The following is a 17,299-nucleotide window of genomic DNA, read 5'->3' as shown; positions in this document are numbered from 1 at the left end:
TAGGGGCGCGGGGAACTGCGCGACCAGCCACAACGAACCCGCACCCGGCAGCGCTCCCCGTTCACCCCTTCACCGCCCCCGTCAGCATCCCCTTCTTGAAGTGTTTCTGGACGAACGGGGAGAGGACGGCGACCGGTAGCAATGCCATGACCATGACGGCCATTTGGACCGCGAGGCCGGACAACTCGCCGGTGCGGATGGCCTGGCTGAGGCCTACGGGGGCCTCTTGTTTCTGGACGAGTTGGATCATGACGTTCTGGAGGGGCATCATGTTCTGGTCGTTGAGGTAGAGGGACGCGTTGAACCAGGCGCTCCAGTAACCCACCGCGTAGAACAGGGTGATGACGGCGATGACCGCCCGGGACAGCGGGATGACGATCTGCCGCAGGATGCGGAAGTCCCCGGCGCCGTCGATGCGCGCGCTGTCGATCAGCTCCTGCGAGATGCCCATGAAGAACCCGCGCAGGACGAGGATGTTGAAGACGCTGATCGCGCTGGGCAGGATCAGCGCGAGGTAGGTGTCGGTGAGGCCGAGGGACTGGACCAACAGGTACGTGGGGATGAGCCCGGCGCTGAAGAACATGGTGGCCAGCAGCAGCATCAGCATCCACCGGTGACCGAGGGACCCGGTGCGTGAGAGCCCGTACGCGCACAGGACGGACACGGTCATCGAGAACAACGTACCGACGACGGTGATGAGGACGCTGATGACGGCGGCCCGGGTGACCTGCCCGCCGCTGAGCAGCTCGCGGTAGGCGACGAACGTGATCCCCTTGGGGATCATGACGAGCCCGCCGGCCTTGTCGATGGTCTCCCGCGAGGAGAGGCTCGTGACGATGATGATCCACAGCGGGAAGAGGATGGAGAGGCAGGCGAGGGCGAGGACGATCCCCTTCCCCGCGAGCCCCGCCTTCGTGGGCTCCTCCTCCCAGACGGGCCGCGGCGGGGCCTCCCAACGCCCGGGTTTCTGGACGGACTTGTCGAGCACGGCGCTCATTTCTTGTACACCCCCTGCTCGCCCATGAGATGGGCCACCTTGTTCGCGACGAGGACGAGGCCGAGACTGACGACGCCCTTGATGAGCCCGGCGGCTGCCGCGTACCCGAAGTCCTGGTTGCGGACGCCGTTCCACCAGACGAAGGTGTCGAGGACTTCGGCGGCACCTGGTCCGACGGCATCGCGTTGCAGCAGGATCTGTTCGAACCCGACGGTGAGGGCGTCACCGACGCGCAGGACCAGCAGCAGGGCGATGACGGGCCGCAGCGCGGGCAGCGTGACGTGCCAGATGCGCCGCCACCGCCCGGCCCCGTCCATCGCGGCGGCCTCGTACAGATCGTGGTTGACGGAGGCGAGGGCCGCGAGGAAGACGATGATGCCCCAGCCGGCGTCCTTCCAGACGCTCTCGGCGGTGACGAGGAACTTGAAGGTGCCGGGGTCGGACATGATGTTGAGCCCGTTGTACCCGTGTTCGCGCAGGAGCTGCGACAACAGCCCGGCGCCGCCGAAGAGTTGCTGGAAGACGGCGATGACGAGGACCCACGAGAAGAAGTGCGGCAGGTAGAGGATCGCCTGCGCGAAGGCCCGGATCCGGGGCCGCACGACGCTGTTGATGAGCAGCGCGAGCAGGATCGGGATCGGGAAGTAGAGGATGAGCTGGAGGAAGAAGAGGACCAGCGTGTTGACGACGGAGTCCCAGAACGCCGAGTCCTCGAAGAGGCGTTGGAAGTTCTCCAGCCCGACCCAGGGGCTGTGCAGGATGGAGACGACGCCGTTGGAGCTGGCGTAGGGGTCGTAGTCCTGGAAGGCGACCACGTTGCCGAGGATCGGTACGTAGTTGAAGAGCAGGACCAGCAGCACGGCCGGCAGGGTCATGAGGATGAGCACGCGGTCGCGCCGGAAGCGCAGCCGTACACTCAGTTTTCCTGCCTCACTTCTCCTCTTCGGGCGTTTCTTCTTGGGGGAGTCGGCGATGCCGCCGGCCGTCGCCGTACTCCGCTTCCCCGTCTCGTCGGCCTCGGTCTCGCTCCGGGGCACCGTGCTGTGGGACACGGCCGTCCTCCTCGCCTCGGGTCAGCTCGCCGCCGTGCCGTTGTCGTCGAGCAGCTTCTGGTACCAGTCGCGCAGCCCGTCGCCGCCCTTCTTGCGCCAGTCGCTGACCCACGCCTGCATGTCGCTGATCTTCTTGCGCCCGCGCACGATGTCGTCCTCCAGCTGCTCCATGTCGTTGGAGAGGTTGGTGAACCGGGCGGGTTCGGTGATCTGGAGCCCGTAGAAGGTCGACTTCTTGGTGAGCGCTCCCATCCGCTGCTGCCATTCGACGGCGGCGCGGCCGATGTCGGGGAAGTCGGGGCGGGCGATGGTCGCGGCGGGGCTCGCGAGCGCGAGGTTGCTGGCGAGGTCGATGTTGCCCTGGTCGGTCCGGACGGGGACGCCGTCCTTGATGTTGTAGTGGGTGCCTTGGACGCCGTACTGGGTGAGCATGTACTCCTTCGTCCCGTACGGCGCGGCGGTCACGTTGGCGACGGCGAGCGCGTCGCGGACGACCGCCTCGGAGGCGCTGCGGTTGATGAAGGCGAAGATGTTGGCGGGCTGGGTGGCCCAGAGCTGCGGCGGGCCGTCGCCGTTGCCGAAGATGTCCATGCCCCAGATCTTGAACTCGGGGTTGTGGGCCTGCTGGACGGCCTGCTGGCCCCACCAGCTGGACATGTCGTTGTTGTAGATGAGGAACTCGCCGGCCGCGAACTTGGTGCTGGGGTCGACGGCCTGGCTCTTGCCGAGCCGCGCGTCGGGGTGGACGACACCGGCGGCGAACAGCTTCCTCGTCCACTCCAGGGCTTCGAGGTACTCCTCGGTCTCGACGCGGTAGATCAGCTTGCCGTCGACCTGGTTCCAGCCGAGCGCCTTCTCGCCGCCGGAGAGCACCCCGAACGAGCTGAACGCCGTCCACTTCATGTCGCCGCAGGCCCACCGCTTGGCCCTGGGGTTGGTGATCTCCTTCGCCAGCGCCATGAACTCGTCGGTGGAGGTGGGGACTTTGTACCCCTCCTTGTCGAAGATGTCCTTGCGGTAGAAGGGCACGATGTTGCCGACGTACGACGCCGGCATCGGCAGGCCGCGCAGTTTGCCGCCGAAGATGCCGCGCCGCCAGGCGTCGGTGGGGATCGCCGCGAGGTTCGGGAACTCCTTGACCGCGTCGCCGGACAGGTAGGGCCCGAGGTCGGCGAACTTGCCGATGATGGCGCTGGGTATCCGGCCGCCCATGTTCCAGCCGGGGACGACGACCACGTCCGGTACGTCGCTGGAGGCGAGGACCGCGCCGAGCTTCTGGTCGTAGGTGTTGCCGTCCTGGTTCTGCCAGGTGAGGTCGACGCCGATCAGGTCGCTCATGGCCTTGTAGTAGGCGTTGTCGCTCTTGGGCGGGGAGCCCCAGAGCGGTGCCATGACGGTGAGCTTGCCGCCCTTGCCGAGCTTCTTCGGCACCGACGTCTTGAGGGCCGCGGGGTCGACCTTGCCGACGAACCCGACCGCGGAGCCGTTCTTCGACGGGATGTCGGGCGTCACCACGTTGCTGGCGACGTAGGCCGGGAGGATCCCCTTGGCGTTCTTGCCCGAGGTGGTGCCGTCGCGCGAGCCGCTGTCGGAGCCGCCGCAGGCGCTCAGCAGGGGCATCCCGCCCGCGACCGCGGCGGTGGCGACCGCCGTGGAGGCGAGGAAGCTTCTCCGGCTGGGCCCGGAGGAGGCGGAAGCGGCGTTCGGCGTCATTGCGTCAACCCTTCATGGCGCACCTGGACACCCGGCGGTGGCTCGTCGGCTGCGATGTCCTCGGTGGAACTGGCTGAGCCGAAGCAGACGTCCGACCAATGCCGTGGGACTCCTGACGGACTCTTAGTCGAAGCGCTTCGATGTTGCTGTGAGGTTAAGTGAAGCCCTGGGGGCGCACAAGGGTCGCTTCCAATATTCCTTTGACAGGAGAGATCGGAGCTTCCCGTATGCGCCACTTGAAATAACCGTGCGGTCCCTTGACACCCGCACCGCCGCCCGCCGAGCATCGAAGCGCTTCGAAAGAGCCGCTCCGGTCCACCGCAAAGGGAACTTCACGTGACCGCTTCCCCGTCCTCCACGCCGCCCTTCCGCGATCCGCGCCTGCCGTTCGCGAAGCGCATCGACGACCTGCTGTCCCGCCTGACGCTCCAGGAGAAGGTGGCGTTCCTGCACCAGTACGTCCCTGCCGTCGAGCGGCTCGGCATCGCCGCGTTCCGCACCGGGCAGGAGGGTCTGCACGGCGTCGCCTGGATGGGTCCGGCGACGGTCTTCCCGCAGGCGGTGGGGCTCGGCGCGACCTGGAACCCGGAGCTGGTGCGCCGGGTGGGCGCGGCGGTCGCCGAGGAGACGCGGGCGATGAGCGCGCGCGACGACCGGGTGGGCCTCAACGTGTGGGCGCCGGTGGTGAATCTGCTGCGCCACCCGCTGTGGGGCCGCAACGAGGAGGGCTACTCGGAGGACCCCCGGCTGACGTCGGCGATCGCCACCGCGTACACGCACGGCCTGCGCGGCGACCACCCCGAGTACTGGCGTACGGCGCCGGTCCTCAAGCACTGGCTGGCCCACAACAACGAGACGCGGCGCGACACTTCGTCGTCCTCGGTCCGTCCGCGCGTGCTGCGCGAGTACGACCTGCCGGCCTTCCGCGCCACGGTCGAGGCGGGCGCGGTGGCCGGGGTGATGCCCGCGTACAACCTGGTCAACGGCCGCCCCAACCACGTATCGCCTTATCTGAACGACCACTTGCGCACCTGGACGGACGCCGAGCTGTTCGTCTGCTCGGACGCCTGCGCGCCCTCCAACCTGGTCGAGCCGGAGCAGTACTTCGACACGTACGAGGAGTCGACGGCGGCGGCGGTCCTCGCGGGCGTGGACAGCTTCACCGACCACGGCACGGACCCGTCGAAGACCGTCGAGCGCGTCAACGGGGCGCTGGAACAGGGCCTGTTGACGGAGAAGGACATCGACGCCGCGGTACGGCGCCAGCTGTCCGTCCGGTTCCGGCTCGGCGAGTTCGACCCGGCCCTCGACCCGTACGCGTCCGGCGGCGCCTTCGACACCCCGGAGCACTGGGCGCTCGCGCGGGAGGCCGCCGAGCAGGCGATCGTCCTGCTGCGCAACGACGGCATGCTGCCGCTGGCCCCCGACGCGCGGATCGCGGTCGTCGGGCTGCTCGCCGACGAGTGCAAACTCGACTGGTACAGCGGGACGTTGATCCACCGGTCGACTCCGCTGGAGGGGCTGTACGAGCGGTTCGGGGCGGACCGGGTTCAGTTCGTGGAGGGCGTGGACCGGGTACTGCTGAAGACGTCGACGGGGTCGTACCTGACCGTCCCCGCGACCGAGTCGGACGACGAAGTGCGGGGCGCGGAGGGGGCGTTGGACCCGGCGCTGCTCAAGGGGCGTACGGACATCCCGCCGTTGACGGTGTCCCCGGACGGCGGCACCGAACTCGCCCTCGCCGACTGGGGGAACGGCGTCCTCACCCTGCGCGCGCCCGACGGGCGGTATCTGTCCGTCGCCGAGGACGGGTATCTGCGGGCGTCCGCCGACCAGCCCGGCGGGTGGGTCGTCCAGGAGACGTTCCGCCTCGAAGAGCACGAAAAGGGCCACGGAAAGGGTCACCTCCGTCATCTCGGCACAGGTCTGCTCGTACGGGTCGCCGCCGACGGCGTGAAGGTTGCCGCCGAAGATCCGGAGATCTTCGAGCTGGTGGTCGTGGAGCGCGGCGAGGACGCGGTGGCCCGGGTCTGCGCCGACGCGGACGTCACGCTGGTGATCGCGGGCAACGACCCGCACATCAACGGCCGTGAGACGGAGGACCGTTCGACCCTCGACCTCCCTCCGCACCAGGCCGGCCTGCTGACCGCCGCGCGCACCGCGAACCCGCGTACGATCCTGGTCCTCACCTCGTCCTACCCGTACGCCCTCGAACCCGGCCCGCTGCCCGCGGTGCTGTGGACGGCCCACGGCGGCCAGGCGGCCGGCACAGCCCTCGCCCGGGTCCTCGCCGGCGACGTCTCCCCCGCCGGGCGGCTCCCCCAGACCTGGTACGAGTCCGACGCCGACCTCCCCGACCTCCTCGACTACGACGTCATCGGCAGCCGTCAGACGTACCTCTACTTCGAGGGCAGGCCGCTGTACCCCTTCGGCCACGGCCTGTCCTACGCGTCCTTCTCCTACGGCGACCTGAAGGTCTCGGCGACGGACACGGCCGTCCAGGTGTCCTTCTCGGTCACCAACACCGGCGCCGTCACGGCCGACGAGGTCCCCCAGCTCTACACCCGCGCCGTGGACCCGTCGGTCACGCGGCCCCGGCGTGAACTCCTGGCCCACACCCGCATCACCCTCCAGCCGGGGGCCCGCCACTCGGTCTCCTTCGAAGTCCCCCTGTCCGCCTTCGAGTTCTGGGACGTCGCCCGGGACTCCTGGCGCCTCGACCCCGGCGAGTACGACATCCTCGTCGGCACGTCCAGCGAGGACATCCGCCTGCGTACGCCGCTGACCCTCACCGGCGAGCCCGCCGCCCCCCGCCCCGTCCTCCGACTCGGCCTGCCCGCCGCCGACTTCGACGAACAGAGCGGCGCGGAGATCGTGGACCGCACGAAGCGGGCCGGGGACTCGGTGACGCCGGGCGCCTCGGGGGTGGCCCAACTGGTGTACCGGGCCTGCGACTTCGGCCCAGGTGCGACCCAGGTGACGGCGGAGGTGGCGGGCGAGGGAGAACTGACCCTGGAGGCGGGCGGCACCCAGACCGTCCTGCGCCTCTCCTCGCCCACCGAATCGCCGTACACCTACACCCTGTTGGACGCCCCCCTCGCCCTCACCGGCGTCCACGACGTCCGCGTGAAGCTGCGCGGGCCGCTACGGGTGGCGCATCTGGGGTTCTCCATCTGAGTACTCGATGTACTCGGCGAGGTCGTCGAGCCGGCTGTCGTCGGCGCGTTCCCGGACGTCGTTCAGGAGCCAGTCGAGGAGTTCCGGGGTCGCGTGGTATTCGTCGTGGAAGCCCATGTGCAGGTCGGTGACCTCGTACTCGAAGAGGACGTCGTGGACGAAGTCGGCGAGCTGGGCGTCGGCGGCCGGGGTGCGGGTGGCGGTCCAGGCGTCCAGCCAGGGCCGCAGCTCGCCGGTGGCGGCCGTGACGAGCGCGAGCACCTTCCGGGGCCTGGCAGCGCCGGGGTGCGTCGCCAGGGTGGCCCGCCACCAGGCCACCCACACCTCCCGCACCGCCGCCACCAGCGGCGGATCCCACGCCGCCCACGACGCCTCCAGCAGCCGGGTCGCAATCAGCTCCGTGTCGGTGTGCAGCCGTCCGGTGACAACTCCCCTGAGAATCCTCGGAGTCAGCCGCCGGTAGAGCCGGGGGAAGTCCGCCCAGTGATCCGCCACCTCGGACGACACCGCCGACACCAGATCCTCCGGTATCAGCTCCACCGCCCCCGAGAGCTCCACGAAATCCCGCTCGGCGTAGCAGTACGTGCACCCCTCGACCCTGAACGCCTCTTCACCCGCGAACGCCTCGTCCAACGCGTCCAACACCGACCTGAGTTCCTGCTGCGGGGACATGGCAACCGTTCCTATTCAGTGAGCAGGAGTGGGTCTTGGACCCATGCCTGGTCGCTGCGGGCATCCCGAACGGTGTTGGGTGTCCTGGTCGCCCGCGTACGTGCCGCGTCCGGTGGCTCGCATCGTGTGCGTGGTCCAGGAACGCGGAGGCGGGGTCCCTCACGCCCAAGGGTTTCCGGTCGGGCCTGGACGGTCCGATGCCCGCGACGATCACTCTGTTCGTCACGGGGCGGTGCCGTCCGACGCCGGATCGGATGCCCTTGGGCGCGTCGCCCGATCGCGATGCTCGCGGCATCGTGACGGGTCGTCCTGCGGGTTTTCGTGGTGAGGGGTTTCTGCCAGTGCTGCGCGCCCCACATCGAGGTGTACGCCGGATCGACAGCGATGATCGCGATGCCGGTCCGGTCGGCCATCGACGTCAGCCGGGCGCGGAGCTTCCTGGTCGGCATACCGGAGATGAGCTGCTTGAAGCGTTTCTTGCGGCCGTGCTTCTCGCGGGTTTTCTCCGCCGTGAAGTCGAGGTCCTCGACGGCGATGGCCTTGACGCCGCATGACCTGGCCCAGTTCAGGAGCCGCGTGAGGGCGTGGCGGACCTGCGCGTCGCGGTGGTCGGCGGTGCCGGACAGGTCGTAGAAGAAGCGGCGCGGGCTCCCGATGGGGTTGCCGTGGGGGTCAAGGCGCCAGGCGGCGAGGTGATCGGCATTGGTGTCGACACCGATCACCCCTTCGGCGAGGGCTGCGGCCAGGGGGATCGTCCGGGTGACGGGGAAGGTCCAGGCGGCGGTCAGGTACCAGCGCCCGCGTGCCGTGTCGTGGTGGATGCGGTAGGCGACGGCCCGGTTCGCCTCGACGCGGTCGGCCCACTCGGTCCCCCGGTGCGGGAAGAACACCGGCGCGGCCAGGACGTACCGGCCGTGCCCGCTGTTGGCGTGCGCGGCGAGAGGCGCGGGGAGCTTGATGCTCACCTCGCCGTCCGGGGCGACACGGATCGTCTCGTTGCCGTAGCGCTTGCCGGACTCACCATCGGCCTGGAGGAACCAGCGCCCGGCCTCCCACCGCTCACGCCACTGGGTCTCGGTGAGCCGGGCCTCTTCGAGGTGGTGGCGGGTGGTGAGCAGACGCCTGCCGCCCCGCACGACACGGACGACGCCGGCCTCACGGTCGGTACGCACAGCAGTCAGCCGGTCTTGCAGGACGTGCAGGCGGCGGGACTTGTGGAACCACTCCCCCTGCGAGCGGTAGCCGCCCGGCGCCCGTTTGCCGCCCTTCTCCCCGAGAGGCAGCGACAGCCGGTGCCGGATCGTACGGACACCGGCTTCGAGGGACTGGACGTGAGCGGCCTGCCCGCGCCGGGCCAACGCCCACTGATCATGCGTGGCCTTCGTGATCGACCCCGCCCAGCGGGACGACGACAACGGCGTCAGCTCCCGCTTACGGACCGCCCACGTCTCAGCGGAATGCTCCAGCCCGTCAGCACACCGCACCTTGAGGTCACGGGACGCGAGCGAGCCCAGATGCGCCCCCACCAGTCGCAGCACCTCCTCATCCTCCGGCGTCAGGCCCTTCAGACGGGTACGTATCGCCACACCGGTAGGGCCGGGCACCACGAACGGCGCCGCCACCTCCCGCAGCCCACCCATCCCGACCACCCTCCCCTCCGGAGCCGAAGACCTTCCTCACCGCCCTCAACGACCACCACGAAGAAAGGTCACGCGTTCGACGAAAGAAACTTTGTTCCCTCGCGCGTGAAGCACTCGCCAGGACTTGGACACACCCCTGTACGCCAGAACACACTCCCCTGCTGTTACACCGCAGCAGTCCACAACCCCTGAGTGACTCCGTCCGGGTGACCGGCGAAGATTGCAGGCTAGCAACGGGGCCCGCTTCGGCGCCCGGCGAATTCACGTCTCTTCGCGGACCATGCAGTCGTACAGCGGCGAGCCCTCGAACGGGCGGGACACCCCGGCCTTCCGGTACCCCCATGCCTCGTACGCGGACCTCGCGGGAGCGGCCTCGGGTTCCGGGCGGACCGTAAGGGTGACTCTCTCGGCGTCCAGTCCTCGCAGCAGGCGGCGGTGCAACGCGGTGGCGATGCCACGCCGTCGCCACGGCCCGCGTACGGCCAACTCGATGACGACGAAGGTGCGTCGACCGTCCTCGTGGGTGAATTCCGGTGACAGGTACGCGTCTTGGAGGTTCTCCCACCATCGGGTGTCCGGTGCGAGGTGGTAGCCGTAGGTGAAGCCGACGACCTCCTCTTCCTCGCGGGCCAGAATCAGGCGCATGCCGGGGCGCCTGGTCTGGACGTGGTAGTGCTTGGCGAACTCCGCTACGTCGTCCGGGCCTTCGCAGTAGGGGGGTTCCTGGTAGATCTCGGTGTAGGCGGGGAGGAAAGCGGCCAGCTTCGCGTCCGCGTCGAGTGCGTCGTACCGCTCGTAGATCACTCAGGCGGCTCCTCTGGACTCGGTGTACTCGGTGAGACGGCCGACGGCGTCGCGGGTGATGACGGAGTCGACGGTGCGCAGCAGGGTGGTGACTTCCTTGAGGCGTCGGGTGACTCGCCCTGACTCGACCTCCGCGAGGTGGTCCAGGCTCTCGACGGCGTACGCGGCGGCTTCGTCCGCTTCTCCTGCGTGGACGAGGCTGCGGGCGAGGGTGAGGCGGTAGAGGGCGCGGTTGCGGCCGTATGCACGGTCCTGGTGGTCCAGGGCTGCCCGCAGGAACTGCGCCGACGCCTGAGGTCTGCCCGCCTCGGCGTAGAACAGACCGTGGGCGTAGTCGAGTTCGGCGTGGCCGTGAAAGGCGGCCCAGGCCGGGGAGGGGCGACCGCGTTCGCCTCGCTCGACGAGCCTCATCGAGTCGGCCAGTCTCTTCTTCGCGGTGGAGTGATCTCCCATGAGCGAGAGTGCGCGGGCCTCGCGAGACGCGAGAAGGGATTGCAGGACGAGGGCACCTCCCCGTGCGGCGCGGTCCTGGGCGGCACGGGCGAGATTCACTCCGTCGCGGGGGCGGCCCTCGTAGCTGGCCTGCATGCTCAGGGAGGCGAGGACCAGAATCGCCAGGTTGTTGTCACCGAGGACGGTCGCGGTCGTAAGTGCCTCACCCCAGTAACGGCGGGCCCGGCCCTGATCGCCCGCGTCGTAGTACAGCCAGCCGCAGTGTTCGGCGGCCTCCCCGGCGAGGAGTTGGAGCTGTCGGCCGATCGCATCCAGGTAGTGGGCGGTGTTGATGATCCGCTCGACCCGTCTCAGATGCTTGCGTGCGAGTGAGCGGACGTCGTCTCCGCCGTAGGCGTCGTCCAGTTGATAGAGCGAGCGGAGGCCGTCGCGGAGTTCGACGACATGGGTCGTACCGATGGTCCCGGGCCGCACGGACGACAGCGCACCGGCTGCGGCGACAGCCCCGGCGGAGTCCTGGATGAACGTCCGACGTTTCACGCTCCCCATGCCTTCCTGTGCGAGGAAAGGTGTACCTCCCACAGTCGCACCCGGTGGCGGCCCGGGGAAACCCAGGTCCCTGGGGTCACACGCGAACATCGCGTGCAGCACCCGCCACGCCCGCGCTCTCGGCATCGGCGGACACGGCCCACGCCACCTCCGCGCCTGCCGGTCGGTCAACGTCACCGCTTCGCCCAGTAGTTCAGCGGCTTCCTCGAACGCCCGCAGAAAGTCCGCCGGTCTTCCCCAGCCCGCCGCGATGCAGGCGTGCTCGAAGAGCGTCGGTTCAGCCATCTCGTACCCCAGCGTCACATCCGTGCACTGACCGTAGCCACATTCGCGGCCGTGGAAGGTCCCCTTGCTTCAAAAGTCCGGCGAAAAGTCCGCTCGGAGGTCCGTCTCTCCCTGGGCACACGACGGTTGACTCGGTGTCGAGGGAGCCGAAGAGAGGAACCCCTCCCGTGAACAGCACGACCCGCCCGGCCCGCACCGGCATCAGGACTCACGGCAAGAACTTCCCCCGCGTACCGGAATCCGCCCGTGCCGCACGGCGGTTCGCGGAAGCCGCGCTCAACAGCCTCGCGCTCAGCGGCCTTTCCGACTCAGTGACCCTGATCGTCTCGGAGCTCGTCGCCAACGCCGTGTGCCACGCCGAGGGTGGCTCGATCCGCGTGACCCTCAGCCTCATCGGCGACCGGCGCGTACGCGTCGCCGTCAGCGACGAGAGCCGGTGCCTGCCGCGCCTCGGAAGCCCGGCCCCGGAGGACGACCAGGGTCGCGGCCTTCCCATCATCGAGGAGTTGTCGGACCGCCTGGGCGTCGACTGTCTTCCTCACGGCAAGCGCGTCTGGGCCGAGTTGACCGTCGACCGGGAGCGCCGATGACGAACATCACGCTTGCTTCCTCACCGAACACCCCCGGCCTCGCAGACGTGTTCGTGTACGCCGCGACGCAAATCCACGAGGCTGCCGGAGAGTTGTGGCCCGGAGAGCACATCGTCCTGGAAAGCCACGTCCCCAGCGCCACCGGGTACGTACACCGCGTCGGCGATCGTGCCCTGTACGCGAAGACGTCCTTCCTCGGCATGTCGCTCGTCTCCCTTCTGCGCGGCGCCGGCGGCCCTTGGCCCGTTGTCCGTCAGGCTCAACAGGCATACCGGGCCCGGCCCGACAGCCTGCCCGCACGCGAGGCGGCGCAACTGAGATTGCTTGCCGCGATGGCCGCCCCCAGGGTGTGCGCTCTCGCGGGCCTCAAGTCGGGTGTCGTCTTCACCAAGCCGGTGTCCGGACCGTCGTTGGGTGACGTGCTGCTCGCCCAACCGGACGACACATCGGGGCTGTTGTCCAGGGCGTTCGCCGAGTTGCACCCGATCCATCAGCCGGACACGGCCCGACGCCTCGCTCCAGCCTGGGACATCGGAGAGCGTGGGATCACCGGCACTTTTCTCCGGAAGTTCAACGGGCTGTCCGGGCAGGCATACATCGCCCTCCTCGGCGCGGAACGCTGCGAGCACGGCGCGCGTGAAGAGGTTGTCGAACTGATCCACCGGTCCGTCGGCAGGCTGAGGCAGCTACGCATGGCCCTGCCTCCGGCAACCGGCACGACACTCGTGTACGGCGACCTGAAGCCGGAACACGTGCTCTTCCCCGACGGCCCTGGCGAACGGCCGGTATTCATCGACCCTGGACTCCTCAGGGCGGACGCCATGGCGGACCTGGCCAAGCTCATCAGCCGTATCGTCCTGTTCCTCACCATCAGCCGACCCGGTCCGTCTGTCGCTCGACGTATCGCCACTGGCCTCGACGACTTCGCGCGGCGCCAGACCACCGGGCGCGCATGGTTACGACACGTCCTGACGCTCTGGCTGATGGACACCGTCAACATCGTCACGACCTACCTTTCGGCGCCGGCCGACCTGCCCCTGCCGTCTCCCGCCCTGGCACTCATCGAACGTGCGGTGCCGGTGTGCTCCTTGGTGGCGGACCTCGCGTCCGAGGCGACGCGGAACGACACATGGGAGCGTGCGTCGACCAGGGTTGTGGTGGTGGCCTCGTGAAGCCCACCGTCGGAGTGATCGGCTGCGGTGCTGTCGGCCAAGCGGTCGGCGCCGCCCTGGTCGTGCTCGGTTTCTGTGACCGACTCCTCCTCGTCTCGCGCACCGCCGAACAGGCCACTGCCCTCAAGGACGACCTCGACGACATGCGCGTGGCGTGCGGCTCGCCAGTACGGCTGCACGCCGTACGGATTGACGAGTTGCGAGACTGCGCGGCCGTGGTGGTCGCCGTCCGTGCCCAGTTCGCGAACAGCCACAGCACGGACGTCCGCATGGGCGGTGCAGAGGCGAACTCAGTCGTGATCAGTGCGCTCGCCGCCCGGCTACGCGGCTATACCGGCACCGTGCTGATGGTGACGAACCCCGTTGACCTCATGACCCGCCTGTTCGCCGACGTATCCGGCTGCCCTCGTGTCTTCGGCGTCGGCTCCGCGCTGGACACGGCCCGTTACCGGCTCACCGTCGCACGACTGCTCAGCGTCCCCGTCGGCGCCGTACACGGTCACGTGATCGGTGAGCACGGTGACGCCGCCGTCATCTGTGCCTCGTCCACAACCGTCGACGGAATGCCCGTTCCCGTCCCCACCTCCCCTGGCCCCCTCCGAAACACGCCAGTTGGAAGCCGCCCGGTCCAAACTCCGCGCCGCCTACAGCATGTTGTCCACCCTGGAGAAGGACCTCACCGTGACCACTCACTTCGTACGCCTTCAGGCCGCCGACGCGGCAGTCATCGTCGCCTGTGCCGAACGGGCCGTCACCGACTGGGCAGTTCGCTACTTCGGCCCCTGGTGGGAGGCGGCGGAAACAGCTGTCGAGACGCACCCCCTCGTCACCGCCCGAGTGAACCGCGACGCCTACGCGGAAGCCTCCCTCGCCGTAACCCTGGCCCCGCACACCAGCACCACGTACGCGAAGGCCCTGACCCTGGTCGCGCGGGACGACAAAGCGGCGGTCGTCCGTGCCGTCTCCCCCGGCGAGGGGCTCGCCTACCTGTCCGAGCCGGAGTTCGGCCGTCTGACCATCACCGGGTGCGAAGCCGAACCCGTCGCCCTCGCCACCGCCCGCCTGGCCCGCGAGGTCATGCGGGGTGTCCTGCTGCGGTCGGGCTGGTCGGTGCTGCACGCCTCGGCCGTGACGGATCAAGTCGGGCGTACGGTGCTGGTGTTCGGGCGGAAGGGTGCGGGCAAGACGACCGCCGCCCTGGCCTTGGCGAGCCGTCGCGGCTTCCAACTCCTCGCCAACGACCGCGTGTTCGTCCGCCCTGACGGCAACGGCCGTGTGGACGTCCTGCCTTGGCCCTCGGCGGCGGCAATCGGGCTCGGACTGCTCGACGCGCTGGGGTGGTTCGACACCGCGCGGGATCGGCTCAGGAGCGGCGAGGCCCTGCACCCGACACAGGACGCGCGCGTTACCGCCGCCCTCCTCGCCGGCCACCGCGAACCTCTGTGGGACAACGGCAAGGAGCTCAAGACCCAGGTCTTCCCCGACCAGTTCGCGAGTTGGTTCGGCCTCTCGCTCGCGACCGGCGGCAAGGCGGCGGCTCTCGTCTTCCCCCGTGTCGTTCCTGGCGCCGCCCCAACGCGTGAATCCACCGAACGGCGCCTGAACGACGCCGACTTCATGAGCGGCGCGACCGAAGACCGCTACCCCGACATCTTCGCCCTCGCCCGCGTGGACGGCGGCGGCACCGAGGCGTCCCGCCGCGAGGTGACCGACCTGTTGGCGCGGCTCCCCCACCACCCCGTCGTCCTCGGCCACGACCTCACAGAGAACGCCGGACTCCTGGCCGGGCTCGTCTGAAACAGAAGGGGCCCGGCACCGGAAGGCATCGGTGCCGGGCCTCTTCATAGGACGGCGGGTCAGCGCCTGGAAGGAGCTTAGGTGAAAATGGTTCCCATTAGCAAGACCCTTGCCACATTCCGGTCGGTCAGAGCGCCAGCCCCGTCAGGACCAGCACCCGCTCGTACGTGTAGTCGTCCATCGCGAACTTCACGCCCTCCCGGCCGACCCCGGACAGCTTCGCGCCGCCGTACGGCATCTGGTCGGCGCGGTAGGAGGGGACGTCGCCGATGATCACGCCGCCGACCTCCAGCGCGCGGTGCGCGCGGAACGCGGTCTGGACGTCGTGGGTGAAGACGCCCGCCTGGAGGCCGTACTTGGAGGAGTTGACGGCGGCGAAGGCGGCGGCCTCGCCGTCGACCTTCTGGATGGAGAGGACGGGGCCGAAGACTTCCTCGCGGGCGAGGGTCGTGTCCGCCGGGACGTCCGTCAGGACCGTCGGCGCGTACGACGCGGCGTCGCGCTTGCCGCCCGTCAGGAGGGCGGCGCCCGCCGAGACCGCCTCGTCGACCCAGGACTCGACGCGCTTGGCGGCGTCCTCGCTGACCAGGGGGCCGACGTCGGTGGACGCGTCGGAGGGGTCGCCGGTGACCTGCGCCTCGACCGCCGCGACGATGCGCGGGACGAGCCGGTCGTACACGGCCGCGTCGACGATGACCCGCTGGACGGAGATGCAGGACTGGCCGCCCTGGTAGTTGGAGAAGGTCGCGATGCGGGTCGCGGCCCAGTCGAGGTCCGCGTCGGAGGACCAGTCCGCGAGGACGACCGCAGCGCCGTTGCCGCCCAGCTCCAGCGTGCAGTGCTTGCGCGGCACCGAGTCCATGATCGCGTAACCGACCTTCTCGGAGCCGGTGAAGGAGATGACGGGGAGACGCTCGTCCTGGACGAGGGCGGGCATGCGGTCATTGGCGACCGGGAGGATCGACCAGGAGCCGGCGGGGAGGTCGGTCTCGGCGAGGAGGTCGCCGATGATCAGACCGGAGAGCGGGGTCGCGGGCGCGGGCTTGAGGATGATCGGCGCGCCCGCCGCGATGGCCGGCGCGACCTTGTGCGCGCACAGGTTCAGCGGGAAGTTGAAGGGCGCGATCCCGAGGACGACGCCCTTGGGGAACCGCCGGGTCAGCGCGAGCCGCCCCTGCCCGCCCGCGTCCGTGTCGAGCCGCTGCGCCTCGCCGCCGTTGAACCGGCGCGCCTCCTCGGCGGCGAACCGGAACACGGAGACCGCGCGCCCGACCTCGCCGCGCGCCCACTTGAGGGGCTTGCCGTTCTCGGCGGAGATCAGCTGGGCGATCTCCTCCGCGCGCTCGGCGAGCCGCTTGCTGACGTGGTCCAGCGCGGCGGCGCGCACGTGCGCCGGGGTCGCGGCGAACTCGCCCTGTACGGCGTACGCGGCGGCCACCGCCTCTTCGACCTGCGCGTCGGTCGGCACGCTCACCTTCCCGACGAGCCGCCCGTCCCAGGGGGACGTCACGTCGAAGGTGTCCTCGCCGGTGGCCTCGCGGCCGGCCAGCCAGAAGGCGTGGGTGGAAGTCATCGTCGGGAGCCCTTCCGCAAAGTCGACAGTCGCTGTCCACCGTAGGGCCGGGCGCCCGGTCGGGCGTTTGTCCTACGCGTCCGAGTGCACGGCGCCCACACTCCGCTTCGGCACACCGATCCGTACGACGACCAGCCGCAACGCCCCGAGCAGCACCGCCCCGAGACACCAGCTGGCGATCACGTCGAGCGGCCAGTGGTACCCGCGCCGGACCAGCCCGTACGACACGGCCGCCACCAGCACGACCGCCACGCCGACCGCCGTACGCCGCGCCCGCCCCGCCGCGAGCCATGGCAGCAGCACCAGGACCGCGCCGCCGTACGCGATCATCGCCGTCGCCGTGTGCCCCGAGGGGAAGTATCCGGTCGCCGGGGGGACGGCCGGGGTTCCCGGACGGTCGGTCCAGATCTTCAGCGGTACGACGATCAGCGGCACCAGCGCCATCGCCGCGAGGGCTGCCGCGGCGGGTCCCCACCACCGCGGTTCGCCCGCCCGGCGCCCCAGCCAGGCCACGTATCCCGCCACTACCAGCAGAACGGGCAACGCCACCTGGACGTTCCCGAGATCCGAAAGAAGTTCCGCGAACCGGTCGGGATGCCGCAGCGCCGAACTCAGCCGCTCGTCCCACCGCAACAGCGGCCCCCCGTCGGCCACCTGCCAGGTGAACAGGGCCAGCAGGAGAGCGGGTACGACGAGGAGACGGGCACTGATCGGCATGGGGCCAGCCTCTCAGGAAGCCGCGCCACTCAGGACCGGCCTCCGGGAAAGCGCACCGCTCAAGGCTGGCCTCCGGGAAAGCGCACCGCTCAAGGCTGGCCTCCGGGA

The 17,299-nt window shown here is 69.6% G+C and carries 13 protein-coding genes and 1 pseudogene; 5 read left to right on the top strand and 9 right to left on the bottom strand.

Annotated elements, in window-relative coordinates; genetic code table 11:
• Nucleotides 1-61 precede the first annotated feature (61 nt).
• Genes AOK24_RS13650 through AOK24_RS13640 form a run of 3 tightly spaced genes read right to left on the bottom strand, consistent with a single transcriptional unit; the run spans nucleotide 62 to nucleotide 3,762 of the window.
• A complete protein-coding gene (locus tag AOK24_RS13650) occupies nucleotides 62-997 on the bottom strand; it encodes a carbohydrate ABC transporter permease (protein ID WP_055720330.1) in 936 nt (311 codons plus the stop codon).
• Nucleotides 994-2,049, bottom strand: coding sequence for an ABC transporter permease (locus AOK24_RS13645; protein WP_055720329.1), 1,056 nt, complete (start codon nucleotides 2,047-2,049; stop codon nucleotides 994-996). Before AOK24_RS13645 ends, AOK24_RS13650 begins: the two co-directional genes overlap by 4 nt.
• 21 nt (nucleotides 2,050-2,070) lie before the next feature.
• A complete protein-coding gene (locus AOK24_RS13640; RefSeq protein ID WP_055720328.1) occupies nucleotides 2,071-3,762 on the bottom strand; it encodes an extracellular solute-binding protein in 1,692 nt (563 codons plus the stop codon).
• Between the two features lie 336 nt (nucleotides 3,763-4,098).
• On the opposite strand from AOK24_RS13640, the gene AOK24_RS13635 reads away from it, so the two are divergent.
• A complete protein-coding gene (locus tag AOK24_RS13635) occupies nucleotides 4,099-6,939 on the top strand; it encodes a glycoside hydrolase family 3 C-terminal domain-containing protein (protein WP_055720327.1) in 2,841 nt (946 codons plus the stop codon).
• Here the strand turns inward: AOK24_RS13635 and AOK24_RS13630 are convergent.
• From AOK24_RS13630 to AOK24_RS13615, 4 genes are all read right to left on the bottom strand, one after another.
• Complete coding sequence (locus AOK24_RS13630; protein ID WP_055720326.1) at nucleotides 6,907-7,611, bottom strand: hypothetical protein; 705 nt, start codon at nucleotides 7,609-7,611, stop codon at nucleotides 6,907-6,909. The genes AOK24_RS13635 and AOK24_RS13630 overlap by 33 nt on opposite strands.
• Before the next feature lie 11 nt (nucleotides 7,612-7,622).
• Nucleotides 7,623-9,251: an IS200/IS605 family element transposase accessory protein TnpB gene (locus tag AOK24_RS13625; RefSeq protein ID WP_055720325.1), complete on the bottom strand. Its 1,629-nt coding sequence runs from the start codon at nucleotides 9,249-9,251 to the stop codon at nucleotides 7,623-7,625.
• 261 nt (nucleotides 9,252-9,512) lie between these two features.
• Nucleotides 9,513-10,055, bottom strand: a complete 543-nt coding sequence (locus AOK24_RS13620) for a GNAT family N-acetyltransferase (RefSeq protein WP_055720324.1) — start codon at nucleotides 10,053-10,055, stop codon at nucleotides 9,513-9,515.
• Nucleotides 10,056-11,057 (bottom strand): NsdA family TPR-like regulatory protein, encoded by a 1,002-nt coding sequence (locus tag AOK24_RS13615; RefSeq protein WP_240553884.1) that lies wholly within the window; start codon nucleotides 11,055-11,057, stop codon nucleotides 10,056-10,058. It abuts the gene before it with no gap.
• Nucleotides 11,058-11,509: 452 nt separating this feature from the next.
• Here AOK24_RS13615 and AOK24_RS47505 point away from each other — a divergent pair, with 452 nt between their 5' ends.
• From AOK24_RS47505 to AOK24_RS13600, 4 genes and pseudogenes are all read left to right on the top strand, one after another.
• Nucleotides 11,510-11,932, top strand: coding sequence for an ATP-binding protein (locus tag AOK24_RS47505; RefSeq protein ID WP_055720323.1), 423 nt, complete (start codon nucleotides 11,510-11,512; stop codon nucleotides 11,930-11,932).
• A complete protein-coding gene (locus AOK24_RS13605; protein ID WP_055720322.1) occupies nucleotides 11,929-13,104 on the top strand; it encodes a phosphotransferase in 1,176 nt (391 codons plus the stop codon). Before AOK24_RS47505 ends, AOK24_RS13605 begins: the two co-directional genes overlap by 4 nt.
• Nucleotides 13,062-13,499 (top strand): annotated as a pseudogene (locus AOK24_RS50610) (lactate/malate family dehydrogenase); the annotation flags it as partial. The gene AOK24_RS13605 and the pseudogene AOK24_RS50610, both read left to right, overlap by 43 nt.
• Before the next feature lie 286 nt (nucleotides 13,500-13,785).
• A complete protein-coding gene (locus AOK24_RS13600) occupies nucleotides 13,786-14,901 on the top strand; it encodes a phosphoenolpyruvate carboxykinase (ATP) (protein ID WP_079056802.1) in 1,116 nt (371 codons plus the stop codon).
• Nucleotides 14,902-15,028: 127 nt separating this feature from the next.
• On the opposite strand, the gene AOK24_RS13595 is transcribed toward AOK24_RS13600, so the two are convergent.
• Nucleotides 15,029-16,474: an aldehyde dehydrogenase family protein gene (locus AOK24_RS13595; RefSeq protein WP_055720320.1), complete on the bottom strand. Its 1,446-nt coding sequence runs from the start codon at nucleotides 16,472-16,474 to the stop codon at nucleotides 15,029-15,031.
• Between the two features lie 72 nt (nucleotides 16,475-16,546).
• Nucleotides 16,547-17,191, bottom strand: coding sequence for a phosphatase PAP2 family protein (locus AOK24_RS13590; RefSeq protein WP_055720319.1), 645 nt, complete (start codon nucleotides 17,189-17,191; stop codon nucleotides 16,547-16,549).
• Nucleotides 17,192-17,299: the final 108 nt, after the last annotated feature.

The organism is Streptomyces niveiscabiei, assembly GCF_001419795.1.
Taxonomy (GTDB): Bacteria; Actinomycetota; Actinomycetes; order Streptomycetales; family Streptomycetaceae; genus Streptomyces; species Streptomyces niveiscabiei.
Note: the sequence above shows the minus strand (reverse complement) of the source record. Positions and strands in the feature narration are given on the sequence as shown.

Excerpts from the sequence above, each read along its gene's own strand:
- AOK24_RS13650 (WP_055720330.1), bottom strand. The coding sequence starts at position 997 with ATGAGCGCCGTGCTCGACAAGTCCGTCCAGAAACCCGGGCGTTGGGAG.
- AOK24_RS13640 (WP_055720328.1), bottom strand. The coding sequence starts at position 3,762 with ATGACGCCGAACGCCGCTTCCGCCTCCTCCGGGCCCAGCCGGAGAAGC.
- AOK24_RS13630 (WP_055720326.1), bottom strand. The coding sequence starts at position 7,611 with ATGTCCCCGCAGCAGGAACTCAGGTCGGTGTTGGACGCGTTGGACGAG.
- AOK24_RS13625 (WP_055720325.1), bottom strand. The coding sequence starts at position 9,251 with ATGGGTGGGCTGCGGGAGGTGGCGGCGCCGTTCGTGGTGCCCGGCCCT.
- AOK24_RS13615 (WP_240553884.1), bottom strand. The coding sequence starts at position 11,057 with ATGGGGAGCGTGAAACGTCGGACGTTCATCCAGGACTCCGCCGGGGCT.
- AOK24_RS13605 (WP_055720322.1), top strand. The coding sequence starts at position 11,929 with ATGACGAACATCACGCTTGCTTCCTCACCGAACACCCCCGGCCTCGCA.
- AOK24_RS13595 (WP_055720320.1), bottom strand. The coding sequence starts at position 16,474 with ATGACTTCCACCCACGCCTTCTGGCTGGCCGGCCGCGAGGCCACCGGC.
- AOK24_RS13590 (WP_055720319.1), bottom strand. The coding sequence starts at position 17,191 with ATGCCGATCAGTGCCCGTCTCCTCGTCGTACCCGCTCTCCTGCTGGCC.